The following is an 11,615-nucleotide window of genomic DNA, read 5'->3' as shown; positions in this document are numbered from 1 at the left end:
AAATCTTGTAATAAGCTCTTATTTTTCATCCTAAATAAATAGGCTGTCGTAAAATGAAAGGTTTTTCAGTGACCTCTTGTACAATGGAGGTTTTTCTTTTTTAGATTTGGAATATCAATGACGGATGAGATGATAAATCATTACAAAGCTGTTACCAATTATCCTGAAGTAAGAGTAACAATATCCTGCAAAAGTTTTATGTAAAGATGAATATAGAAAGCAAAAAAGAGATCCAATAATGAATCTCTTTTGTAGCCCGTAGGGGAATATTAATATACTTCAATAAAACACAATAAATATTCATTTCGTTGATTTTAAATAATTTACAAATATTTAAGAAACATTAAAGCGTTATAAACAATATTGAACATCCCTTGAATTTGTCCCTGATTTTTGAAGTAGGGACCAAAATCAATTCAGTTCAACCTTCTTAATTTAGTCATAATTATTTAGAACGATTTTGGAGTAATCGAACAATAAGTGAAAGACTGAAAACTTGTCTTTTGTTTCATTTGATTTTTGGTGTAGAGACCTGTAAGAACCTTCAAAGTTTGGTGCAAGAATCTCAGACTGCAAATCTTTAATAGTAGTCAAATTTTTATTAGATTTTAACTTTTTATTTATTATTGGAAAAATTGAAGAATGGGATATTTTGGGGTTTTCAATAAATCCGATTTGCCCTTCATAAGGTATTCGTCCTTTTACATAGCTTCTCTGTGAAAACTTTATAGTATCACCTATGTAAGCAATAGAATCTGTATTAGTTTTAATTCTTTTACATTCTATTGCAAAATAAGTCAACTTATCTTCTAAATCTAATTTCAAATAAGGATAATCAATTTTAATATCTATTTTATCGTCATGCATTAAACCATCCTTAGCATCATAATATGATTCAGCAGATTCCTTATTGATAAAATTCTCTATTGAATATTCATTAATGGGGCTGTCATTTAAAAGATTGATATTTTCCCTCATATAATCATCAACAAGTCCATTTCTTAAAAAATCTTCTTGCTTTATTTTCCCCCTTGTAGCATAATCATATTTCTTTCCATCCTTTAAAATAAGATGATAGCAGTCAATTACATATCTCATTATTTTCCTAACATGAGATTCTATAACCCGATTTCTATTCTTTTTAAAATTATCGGCGTTACTAATCATTGGCAGAAATGTTATTAAGACGTTTTAATTCTGCTTCTTGAATAGCCTGCTTAAATTCTGCAACATCATACCATGCCATTGCACGATGCCAACATTTATATTCATTTGGCTTTATAATATAAAAAGAATCACTTTCAAATCCTTTTATATCCTTTTGAATATATAGATTTTTTGATGGGTCGCTGGTATCTGTTATTCTTTCAATAGTCAAATTATTTGCCAGTTTCTCCAAAACATCTTTTTCATCAGTATTTTTAGGATATGATATTTTTTCTTTTGGCTTTTTGTCTGTAATAATGAAATTCATTGCAATGAAATGTCTCATTGTAAAAATCTCAACTTTTACAAACTCATCATAATATATTTCCTCAAATTCTTTTATGTAAACATCGGCATATTTCTCTAAAACTTGTTTTTGGTTACGGTGGTCAGAATCATTAAAATTAGTAACAAGATGCTGTTTGCTTTGTTGAAACTGATAACGAGAGACATTTAAAGCATAATCAATTAAATCCTTCTCGTAGTCTTTGACACCATAAGAGTCATTAATTATTTGATTATTTTTTTGGAGCAAAAAATGATTTACAGAAGGCTTTCCAAGATTAAATTTGTCATAAAAAGTGGCATAATATTCAATAATTGATTTAGCATTATTAACCAATTTTTCTAATACTGATTTATCAAAATCAAGCAATGGCATCCTTAGTAATTCTTCATCAAATCTTATAGCGGGTCTAGTTGCTACTCCCCAGGCACCAGAAATTAGAAAAAGAAAGTATTGACTTAAATCAGATTTAAGTAAAGAATATAATAATAATATAATATTTTCAGTTTTTGAAGAGATAGAAAACACCCCTTTTCTAAAAACAAAATCCTCACTTGAAAAAGAAATTAGTGGTTCTGATTCATTAAGAGCCTGTTCTTTAAATAAAACTTTATTGCCCAAAAAAATATTTTTATCTCTCCCCCTCGACAAATAAACGTCTTCTTTATTTAGAGATTTGTAATTTTTGGTATTAGTGTAGCCCTGTTCAATCTGAGAGTTTTCTAAAATTTTCATTCCAATTAATTCTGGAAAAAAATTCGGATCTTTCCCTCTTTCTATACCAGCCCCTTTATAGATAGTGTTATTATTGATAATTGACCCAATATTTTTTTGAGGTAATACTTTCAAGAAATTAAAATCCAAATAACTTCCATATAAGGCAACCTTAAACATCCAATCATTTTCTAAAAAATATTTCTGTGGTAACGCTTTTTGATCAAACCTTTCAATAACTAACATTTTGAAATATTTGATAAAACGATTAAATTTAACTGATTGATGATTAATTATATTCTTTTGGCAATCATTATCTTTTGATAGTCTAAAATAAACGATACTAGCAGGACTATTTTTCTTCTCAAAAATTAATCTTCTTACTGGGGATAAATCAAAAAACTTTTCTACACAAAATGTAGTTAAGAAATCCTTTTTAAATCCTTTAGTTTTTTGTGAAACATTATAGAAAATTGTACTAGTAACAATGAGTGCCGATTGTGTTTCATCACTCATAAAATCTTTAGCTCTCAAAAGAAATGACTGAGCAATTTCAAATCTGCCAACTGTTTTTTTATTGTCCTTTAACCATTTAACATGAACTACATCTTCTTTTTTGCTTTTCCATGGTGGATTCCCCAATATAAATTTTGGTGGATTATTTTTTATTACTTTATTAAAATCATGTGACTTATCAAAGAAATTAGCTTTGAAAAGATTAGTCCCTAAAAGATTAGGGAATGGATACTTATCAATGTCTTTTGGCTGTTGATAATCCAATAATGCTATATAAATTGAGAAACAAGTAACTTTTAGAGCCTCTTCATTTATATCAATTCCAAACAGATTATTTTTAGCAATTTCTCTAATTTTGTTACTAAATTCATTTTTATTTGAATCTCCATTAAGTTCAATTTCTTTTTCAATCATTCTTCTCAAAGATTGAACTAAGAATATTCCCGAGCCAACTGCAACCTCAAAAATTTTACATTCTGAAACATTATTTTGATTCAGATATTTATCAACAGTATCTGATAAAATATAATCAACTAAAAAAGACGGAGTATAAACTGCTGAATCTAAATCTTTAGTCTCATCATCAATCAAAGATTCATAAATACCCGATATTACTTCAACAGGAATAATTGAAAAATCAAAAATCTCAAAGAAAGAGCCTTCAAATAAAGAGCCTTGTTGCTCAAGCTCTCCTTTAAAAACATCAGCTAAATAATTTGCTTGAATTTGATTTAACTTTATATCTGTCTCTTTGAAAAGAACACCATTGAAATTATCATTAAGTCTTTCAAATAATTGATTGAGTTTTTCAGGTTCTGAAATTAAAAGAATAAAGTTTTTTCTTTTTTCATTAAGTGATTCGCCTGAAATATACGCCTCATCAATCTTGATACCTCTATCAATTAAATATCGAATAAAAATTAATCTTAGAATCAAAGAATTGGCAGATTTCTCATCAAGAAAATTTGATTTTGTTTTATCAGTTAAATAATTTCGTACATCTTTAATGTTTTGAAATAGTCTCTGATTAACCCGTGTTTGGTTTTCGTTTTTTTTAGACAAGTATTCATCTTGAAACCAAGCCCAAGTTTCCCCCGACTGCAAACTCCAAAAAGAAAATTTCTCGTCTCTTTCTTCATCAGATATTTCAACCTCTTGGAGATAACCGCCTCTACCATCTTTATTTTTGATATAATTTAAAGCATTATAGATAGAAATATCTTTGTCTTTTAATATAAAAACGATTGGGGAATTATCAAAAGACCAAACTTTTTTATGTATCTCAGATTCTTTATTTAAATCATCAGAATTGGTTAAATCAAAAAACAGTAATAAAGGTTGGTTATTGAATACATAGACTGCATCGGGAGAAATTCTTTTAATTTTATTTAGGATATCCGGATGAAAATCAAAATCATAAGAGCCATCCTGTTCATTTTTATAAAAAACAGTATTTTCCAAGTTTAACTTAATCAGAAGTTTATGTAGTTCAGAATTTTTCACCTTATTGCAAAGTTACAATAAAATATAATTCTTGCCGATTAAAAAACATTACCAAATCCCCTTGTCCCAATATTTAAATTATTAAATCAAATTTCTCCATTGCGGTTGCTTTTATTTCATCAGCAATATCTATATAGGGTTTCATGGCGCTGTAATCACTATGTCCAGTCCACTTCATTACTACTTGCGGAGGAATCCCAAGTGATAATGCATTGCAAATAAATGTTCTTCTACCGCAGTGAGTTCCAAGTAAAGAATATTTCGGTAACACTTCGTCAATTCTTTTTTTTCCCATATAATAAGTCTGCGTAATAGGTTCATCAATTTCTACTAACTCTGCCAACTCCTTTAGGTAGTCATTCATTTTTTGATTGCTAATAACGGGTAAAGCTCTATTTTGCACAAAATCTTCATCTTTGTATTTTAACAAAATTTCACGACTATGCGCATTAAGGTCGATTGTGAGATTATCAGATGTTTTTATAGAATTTATTTCAATGTGTTTTTCTTTGACGTCCGATTTCCGTAAATTAAAAACATCAGAATATCGCAGACCGGTAAAGCATTGAAATAAGAAAACGTCCCGAATTTTTTCAAGATGTTTTTTGTTTTCGGGAATTACATATTCACGAAATCTCTTCAATTCATCCTGTGAAAGAAAAATAACTTTTTTCGGAATGTTCTTTAGTTTTGGTTGAAATAGTTCGAAATAGGAATTTGTTTGATATCCTTTTCTTTTTGCCCATTTTAAAAACCACTTTAAAGACTTAAACTCTTTCAGAATAGTAGAGTTTTTATGATTTTTTGATTCCAAAAAATGTTGGAACTTGTTATAGCCCTCCTCATCCAAGTTGTCAAATTTTAAATTGGGATTAAATTCTGTTAACTTGTTTTTTAGCGTATTCATCTTCATCAAGGTTTTATCTTTCCAATATGAGTTTCTTGATTCTTCTTGAGTAAATAGGTCAAAAACATCAAAAAAAGACTTTTCTTCTACAATTTCAGTTTTCGAAGTTCTCCCAACTTCGCAATTAAAAGATTCACGGAATTGTTTTGAGCATGGAGACATTACATCAACTTCAAATTTTTGAAAAGTTCTTTGACAAGCCGATTCAAATTCTTGAATTTTCCTGTTGATAATGCTTGCGAAAATTTTCTTATCGCCGTGAGTTGTATTGGCCTTACAGCGTTGTGTTTCCTTGCTCCATTTTTGTATTTCTACTCTATATCCCAAATTGAAAGCCACAATATTGCCATCCCACTTAATGCGATATCGCAGTTTTGCAGTAGGATTGTCTTTTTCCCTGTCAAGAAGAAATTGAGCGTGATACTTTATATTCATATTAGAAAAATTGATTATCGATTTTCAATAGAACCCAATTTAAAGTCCCGTATTGACACTCCTTCTGCTTTTATAAAGTCATCTAAAGAGTATTTTAAAGTCTTTATCAGTTGGTTGTCAGCATAAATATTTATTGTTTTGGACAAGGTTGGTAAAGTTGTTTGTTCTGAACTGTTTTTATGTGTGTAGATTTTTAAAGAAAAATATAAAACAGGTTCGCGGGTTTCAAAAGATTCAATGGGCTTTAATGAGTTTGCTAATATTCCTGTTTCATTTCTATTACTTGTAAGCTCCTGGGAAATCTTCATTAAGTCAGTGAAAGATGTATAATTAAACCCTCCTGCTTCATCTTTCCAATTGTTCGTTCCCATTGTATTTGTAACAACTGAAATATCCTTATCTCTCGTATCAACAATCTGTTCTAAATTTCCATTATTCACTTTTACAATACGAAGCCATATATTTTGATTGTATTTCTCAATGTCCCCTTCGTTTATTATCTCAATTTTCAACTTTTTTTGAATTTTTATTAAATCTGCTTTTTCATCTTCTAATTTCTTATTTTCTTTTTCCTGATATTTTGAAAAAACCTTTTGTGCGATTTCTGCATCTCTACTTTTCCAATTATTCAAAGCATTTTTCTTCTGCTGAGCAATCACGATTCCCCCAAATAAAATAGCACTAATTATCAAAATCCTTTTCATAGTTATTTTTTTAAAATTTCAAGAAGTATAGTAACCTGTCTCATGCTATCCGATAGTTGCTCTTGACTGGTTTTCAATCTTTCTGTTAGTTCTTTTTGTATTTCTTGATAGCCTTTTTGAAGTTCTATCATATTAGAAAACTCGCTATGCGAAATAGTAACATTTCCACTAATATTTCCATTAATGTTGCTGTTTACATTATTTCCTGAGCCATTATTATTAATGTTTTGGTTGTTGGTTTTTAGCATTTCACCTGATTCCGAAATAAACCACTCTGGATTCAAATCGGTATAAGTGTATAGTATTTTTTCAATAGTATCTGAGTTGAGTCCCGAGTTGTTTTTTATAGCTCTGCCAATTAAACCAACAGACAAACCAGCTTCAACAGTGATTTTATTGGGGTTTAACCCTTTGTAGGTCATGTAACTTTGCAATCTTTCAGTTATAGTCATCTTTAATTTTTTTTTTGTTTTTGAGATTAAAATATAGATATATTTCAATATTTATTTTATATTTGCAATACAAATATAGTAAAATATATACAAATAAGTATTTTTTTAGAACAAATTACAATAAAAATTTCAAAATGGAAGATTATAATAGACCAATTTGGCAATTGACCATAGGTGAATTTGTGGAAATTTTAGATGCCAGAAAACAAGAATCATCAGAAAACCCCACACAAGAAAAGGTATTTAATGAAAAGTATGTTTACGGTCTTTCTGGATTAGCAAGAATATTGGGATGCTCTAAAAATCATGCAGGAAAATTGAAAAGTAAGGGAATTTTTGATGAAGCCATCATTCAAAATGGGAGAAAAATTATCATTGATTCGGAAAAAGCATTAGAACTTTTTAAAGATAACAGCTGATGGAAAACATAACCCCACAAACACCTCTTTGCAATCTGACCGTAAAAGAATTTTTAGAGATATCTAAAAATTTAAATTCTGAAAATATGTATGAATACGGTTTAAAAGGTTTGGCAAAAATTCTGGGCTGTTCCATTTCAAAAGCATCCAAGATTAAATCTTCAGGAATTTTGGATGAAGCCATCATTCAGAAAGGAAACATCATCATCATCGACAAGAAAAAGGCTATAGAACTTTTTGCAAGCAGTTAGAAATGTATTACTTGGAACTTATCGACCGATTTTGGGACTTCAATCACAAGGCAAGACTTGGCTCTTCGGCAATTTCGCTCTATCTGTACCTTTTGAAATTAGGAAAGGACAACGATAGTTATAAGGTCGTTATTTCCGATGTTGCACTCGGTAATGCATTGGGAATAACTAGAAAAACCGTAAAACCGACCAAAGATAAACTTCGCGAGTTGGGTCTTGTTGAATTTGAGTCCAAAAGTGGATTTCCTTGTAATTACAGAATTCTGTTAAATTACTTATCTGATATTCCCATACTGGAGAAAATAGAGAAGGAAAAAATCGAAAAAGTACCAAGTTTGGAAATTGTTGAAAAACATGAAACTTTAAAGAGAAGCGATTCGTCCAAGGAAGTTGTTCCCAAAATCAGTAAATCTAGTGATAAAGTTTCCATTACTGATACTTCCAAAAGCAGCAAGTCAAAAATTATTCCCGAATTGGAAGAATTTATTCAGTTTGCAACAACTTTAGAGGATTATCAGCCTCTTTTGGACTCTGTAATTGAAGAAAAATATCATTCGTGGTTAGAAAACGACTGGCGGAATAGTTCTGGAAGACCCATTTCCAACTGGAAATCCTCATTAAAAAGTATCCTGCCCTATTTGAAGAATAGTCAAAATGATGATACAGTTTCCGTCGATTCCATTCCAAATATCAAACGACCGAAAACATCATGAAATCAATAAAAAGTCGATTTCATTTCTAACAAATCGTAAAAACTTAAAACAATGAAAATATCTGACTTAAAACCTGGTCAAAAAGTAACCATCAATAAAATATCTTACGAATATCTGGGTATCCAGAAAGTGAGGATCCCCAATATAGGAGAAGCCGAAAAAAGGGTGTTCAAAGCAACTGGTGTTGATTCCTACAAACACTACAATCTCATTGATGGAGACAAAACACTGAAAAGTGAGAAAATAAAACTAGTAAAGAAAACTGTTCGAACCAAATAATTACCATCTGAAATCAGGAAATAAGAAATCAGGAACATTAAGAATAGAAAATGTCTTTATCTGAAAAAGATTTGCGCCATGTCCGAAAGAAGTTTGAGGACAAGGGAGAAAAAGTTCCCGACAAGATTCGGCTGGGAAACCATTTCGTGGACGACTTTATTTTTGATGACCAACAAGCGGCGGACATCCCAATCAATGCGCTTCGAGTCATTTTCAATATCGTTGCAATTATCGGCAATGAACAGTTTCGTCCCGAAGACCGTCCGAAGCAACTTTCCCTATTTGATGAAGAATTTGAAACAGAAAATAACATTTTCGCCTCCATCAAAATCCGGAACAGTAAAATTTCTCCGAGTGGTTCCACAAAGCAGGTTGTGGATGCCTATGAGTTTCTCGCCAAATTTAAGATGGGATGGTACAAATCGCTTAATTCAAAAGGGAAAGAAATCAAAACATTTGGCGGACTTATTTCTACGCCAACCTATGACCAAAGAGGTTTTACCACATTTCTAATTAGCAGTTACTGGCTGAAAAAATTATTGGTTATTCCCGAATATAATTATGTACTCTATCATCTGGTGTATAATATCAGAAACAACAAACACATTATTTTCTCCATCTGGCTTTCAAAAATTCCCGAATCGGGAACAATGCTGAAGCTGGGTAATTTCAATAAAAAGTTTGGGTTAAATTATAAAAATACCAAAGATTTCTGCTTCAAATTTCTAAAGCCCATCAAAATCAATCTCGACAGATACAATAGTTTTTCTTTCCAATACAGGTATGAAAAGGATTCCATATTTATTGTTCCTATCTTAACCAAAGGATTTTCTCATCCATTTGAAGAAGCAAAAAAACTTATAGAATCAAACCAAGAGAATTTTAACCAAAGTCATAAAATTAACCGAAGATTGCTCTATTTCAAAAAACGATATAGATTAGACGAAGCCGAAACAGTCCAGTTTTTCCATCAATACGAAAATATACCGCAGACAAGGGAACTGATTGAAAGAGCCTTCAAGGAATTTATTAGGAACTGCAGAATGAGAAAGATAGCATCGACCGACTTTAAAGGTCAAAAATTTCTTATTGAAATTCAGGCACACATCAAGCATTTGTATAGAAATACAAAAATGGGAGAAATATTCCCTAATGGCTATCCGATGATTGTCTGATTTCGGAATTGCACTCACCACCAATTCGGAATTGCACTCACTAAAGTTAAAGAAATGTTAAAAATGAACAAAATAACAGCATCGAATTCGGAATTGCACTCACCCGAAGATTTAGAAAACACAAAAATTGTGGATAACCTAGCTGTTTTGTGGATAACTACGGTTATCAGAATAAATGGAAAAATCGATTCGGAATTGCACTCACCCCAAAACAGGCTTTATTTCGGAATTGCACTCACCCAAATTTCGGAATTGAACTCACTAGTTTTCGGAATTGAACTCACCGAAAAACACCATTAAATCCTTTGTGGCAAAAGAAGAATGCCGTTTGCTAAAAGTAATATAAAAATAAATTAAAAGTCTTTTTTATTTAAAAGGGAAATGTGGATAAGTAATTTGCATTAAAAGAAAAAAAATGAATTGCGAAAAAGTCAAGCAAAACGTCGGAATTCGGGCGGTTTTGGAGTCGTTCGGGCTGTTTCCGGTCAAAGAAAATCCGAAAACTGCGTTTTATTTTGCGTTGGACCGGGAGGAAAAAATTCCAAGTCTGGCGGTCGATTTTGTCAAAAACAAGGCGTTCGATTTTGGAAATGGAAAAAGTTACGATGTGATTTCAATTGTCCAACAGATAAAGAAATGTTCCGTTTCAGAAGCATTGAAATGCCTTTCAACATTGGATTTTAGAGTTCAAAATGAAATAAAATATCACGAAACTACTGGTCAAACATGCAATCAGATTTTAGAAATCAAAGAAATCCAGCATCCTGCATTAATTCAGTATCTGAAGTCCCGAAGAGTTTTTGAGCAAAAGCATAGGGTTAAGGAAATTCACTACGAATTGAAAGGAAGAAAATATTTCGGAATTGGATTTCAGAATAAGTCCGGAGGTTTTGAGATTCGCAATCCACAGTCAAAAATATGTTTGGGAAAAAAGGATGTGACGTTGATTGTTAATGATAACAATCTCAAGAACGAGATTCTCATATTTGAGGGCTTTTTCGATTATCTGACCTACCGAAATTTAGACAAATCAGATAATTCAAACTGTGATTACTTGACTTTAAATTCAACTGCAATGTTTTTCAAGGTGGAAGAAAAACTGAAACAATATGAGAAAATTTCACTTTTTCTAGACAATGATAAGAATGGGAAATCGGTTAAATTAAAAATTAAAAGTCAATACAAAAATGTAGAGGATTGCTCTTTAATTTATCATAATTTTAAGGACTTGAACGAGTGGTTTTGTAATATTTGATCAGTTTAAATCATTGGAGAAACCATTTTCCAATGAATTTCCTTTAGTTTTCCATTAACAACCACGTCCATTGATTAAGTTTCCCAACTGCGGTTGGGCTTTTACGTTTGCAAATGTAGGACGGCACCACCCACACAAAAAAATCTTTTTGGGTTTCTAAAAAAATTCTTTCCACAAGCTCCAACAATTTTTCCAGACACTCCTAAATCCTTCGGACAAAAAGATTTCAAGCCCGATTCGGAATTTTCTGCCTTTATCCAGCGGAACCGAATCGGGTTTTGTATGGATGGTGCCGTCCTATGTTCATGGGCAAAGAAAAAGCCGGAACCTCAGTTGTACGAATCAAATCAACCATAGACGTTCTTTGAAATCAACGGAAAAACAATAAAAATCCAGCAAAAAATACTGTTTTCTAACTTAATATAAAAAAAGAAAAATGCCGAGTGTCCTCGATACCAAATCAATTCACTCCCAACATTTGACCTTTGACAAAACAAAAATTAACAAAATATTAACATTTTAAAATTTAAGATTATGAACACAATCGTAGGTAGAATTACCAAAAATGCAGAAATCAACACCTTGAAAAACGATAAACAGGTCGTAAACTTTTCGGTAGCACCCAATGACTAAATTACTAAAAAAAGTGGAATTGAAAAGCATATGCGGCTAAATATTTAGGCTTTTCAATTCAAGACTTCATCCCGCATTTTGCCAATACAATGTTGAACTAAACCTTCGGTAGCTTTCTCAGCGCTATATTTAGTTACTTTGTAAAACTAATTAAAAATCAGTAAAAT

General features: G+C 31.2%; 13 protein-coding genes. 8 read left to right on the top strand and 5 right to left on the bottom strand.

The features are described from left to right. Positions 1–435: 435 nt before the first annotated feature. The 5 genes from H6W52_RS20355 to H6W52_RS20335 form a co-directional block, all read right to left on the bottom strand. Positions 436–1,098 (bottom strand): hypothetical protein, encoded by a 663-nt coding sequence (locus H6W52_RS20355; RefSeq protein WP_139351752.1) that lies wholly within the window; start codon positions 1,096–1,098, stop codon positions 436–438. A gap of 61 nt (positions 1,099–1,159) precedes the next feature. Continuing rightward, entirely contained in the window at positions 1,160–4,183 is a 3,024-nt protein-coding gene (locus H6W52_RS20350; RefSeq protein ID WP_228050545.1) for an Eco57I restriction-modification methylase domain-containing protein, read from the bottom strand. Positions 4,184–4,298: 115 nt separating this feature from the next. After that, positions 4,299–5,567: a site-specific integrase gene (locus H6W52_RS20345; RefSeq protein WP_024564037.1), complete on the bottom strand. Its 1,269-nt coding sequence runs from the start codon at positions 5,565–5,567 to the stop codon at positions 4,299–4,301. A 14-nt stretch (positions 5,568–5,581) separates the two neighbouring features. Further along, positions 5,582–6,271 (bottom strand): hypothetical protein, encoded by a 690-nt coding sequence (locus H6W52_RS20340; RefSeq protein WP_024564038.1) that lies wholly within the window; start codon positions 6,269–6,271, stop codon positions 5,582–5,584. Between the two features lie 2 nt (positions 6,272–6,273). Further along, on the bottom strand, positions 6,274–6,723 hold the full coding sequence (locus H6W52_RS20335; protein WP_133159943.1) for a hypothetical protein: 450 nt from the start codon (positions 6,721–6,723) through the stop codon (positions 6,274–6,276). 134 nt (positions 6,724–6,857) lie between these two features. Between H6W52_RS20335 and H6W52_RS20330 the strand changes: the two genes are divergently transcribed. The 8 genes from H6W52_RS20330 (at position 6,858) to H6W52_RS20295 (ending at position 11,448) form a co-directional block, all read left to right on the top strand. After that, on the top strand, positions 6,858–7,142 hold the full coding sequence (locus H6W52_RS20330) for a DUF3853 family protein (protein ID WP_024564040.1): 285 nt from the start codon (positions 6,858–6,860) through the stop codon (positions 7,140–7,142). Next, positions 7,142–7,393 (top strand): DUF3853 family protein, encoded by a 252-nt coding sequence (locus H6W52_RS20325; protein ID WP_024564041.1) that lies wholly within the window; start codon positions 7,142–7,144, stop codon positions 7,391–7,393. The genes H6W52_RS20330 and H6W52_RS20325 overlap by 1 nt, the downstream gene beginning before the upstream one ends. Positions 7,394–7,395: 2 nt before the next feature. Further along, positions 7,396–8,106 carry a hypothetical protein gene (locus H6W52_RS20320; protein ID WP_024564042.1) on the top strand — a complete coding sequence of 237 codons (711 nt, stop codon included), beginning with the start codon at positions 7,396–7,398 and terminating at the stop codon, positions 8,104–8,106. Between the two features lie 51 nt (positions 8,107–8,157). Next, on the top strand, positions 8,158–8,385 hold the full coding sequence (locus H6W52_RS20315) for a hypothetical protein (protein ID WP_024564043.1): 228 nt from the start codon (positions 8,158–8,160) through the stop codon (positions 8,383–8,385). Between the two features lie 50 nt (positions 8,386–8,435). Further along, the gene (locus tag H6W52_RS20310) at positions 8,436–9,560 is read left to right on the top strand and encodes a hypothetical protein (protein ID WP_024564044.1); all 1,125 of its coding nucleotides are present in this window, start codon (positions 8,436–8,438) and stop codon (positions 9,558–9,560) included. Between the two features lie 63 nt (positions 9,561–9,623). After that, positions 9,624–9,860 carry a hypothetical protein gene (locus H6W52_RS20305; RefSeq protein WP_123903502.1) on the top strand — a complete coding sequence of 79 codons (237 nt, stop codon included), beginning with the start codon at positions 9,624–9,626 and terminating at the stop codon, positions 9,858–9,860. A gap of 115 nt (positions 9,861–9,975) precedes the next feature. Then, positions 9,976–10,815, top strand: a complete 840-nt coding sequence (locus H6W52_RS20300; protein WP_024564046.1) for a toprim domain-containing protein — start codon at positions 9,976–9,978, stop codon at positions 10,813–10,815. Between the two features lie 534 nt (positions 10,816–11,349). Next, positions 11,350–11,448, top strand: coding sequence for a single-stranded DNA-binding protein (locus H6W52_RS20295; protein ID WP_228460372.1), 99 nt, complete (start codon positions 11,350–11,352; stop codon positions 11,446–11,448). Positions 11,449–11,615: the final 167 nt, after the last annotated feature.

This window comes from Chryseobacterium sp. C2(2020) (assembly GCF_014218915.1).
GTDB classification, from domain to species: domain Bacteria; phylum Bacteroidota; class Bacteroidia; order Flavobacteriales; family Weeksellaceae; genus Chryseobacterium; species Chryseobacterium mucoviscidosis.
This window is presented reverse-complemented; position numbering and strand designations above follow the sequence as displayed.

Coding starts and splice junctions, on each gene's coding strand:
- H6W52_RS20355 (WP_139351752.1), bottom strand. CDS start 1,098: ATGAGATATGTAATTGACTGCTATCATCTTATTTTAAAGGATGGAAAG.
- H6W52_RS20310 (WP_024564044.1), top strand. CDS start 8,436: ATGTCTTTATCTGAAAAAGATTTGCGCCATGTCCGAAAGAAGTTTGAG.
- H6W52_RS20305 (WP_123903502.1), top strand. CDS start 9,624: ATGAACAAAATAACAGCATCGAATTCGGAATTGCACTCACCCGAAGAT.
- H6W52_RS20325 (WP_024564041.1), top strand. CDS start 7,142: ATGGAAAACATAACCCCACAAACACCTCTTTGCAATCTGACCGTAAAA.
- H6W52_RS20340 (WP_024564038.1), bottom strand. CDS start 6,271: ATGAAAAGGATTTTGATAATTAGTGCTATTTTATTTGGGGGAATCGTG.
- H6W52_RS20315 (WP_024564043.1), top strand. CDS start 8,158: ATGAAAATATCTGACTTAAAACCTGGTCAAAAAGTAACCATCAATAAA.
- H6W52_RS20300 (WP_024564046.1), top strand. CDS start 9,976: ATGAATTGCGAAAAAGTCAAGCAAAACGTCGGAATTCGGGCGGTTTTG.
- H6W52_RS20345 (WP_024564037.1), bottom strand. CDS start 5,567: ATGAATATAAAGTATCACGCTCAATTTCTTCTTGACAGGGAAAAAGAC.
- H6W52_RS20295 (WP_228460372.1), top strand. CDS start 11,350: ATGAACACAATCGTAGGTAGAATTACCAAAAATGCAGAAATCAACACC.
- H6W52_RS20330 (WP_024564040.1), top strand. CDS start 6,858: ATGGAAGATTATAATAGACCAATTTGGCAATTGACCATAGGTGAATTT.
- H6W52_RS20335 (WP_133159943.1), bottom strand. CDS start 6,723: ATGACTATAACTGAAAGATTGCAAAGTTACATGACCTACAAAGGGTTA.
- H6W52_RS20320 (WP_024564042.1), top strand. CDS start 7,396: ATGTATTACTTGGAACTTATCGACCGATTTTGGGACTTCAATCACAAG.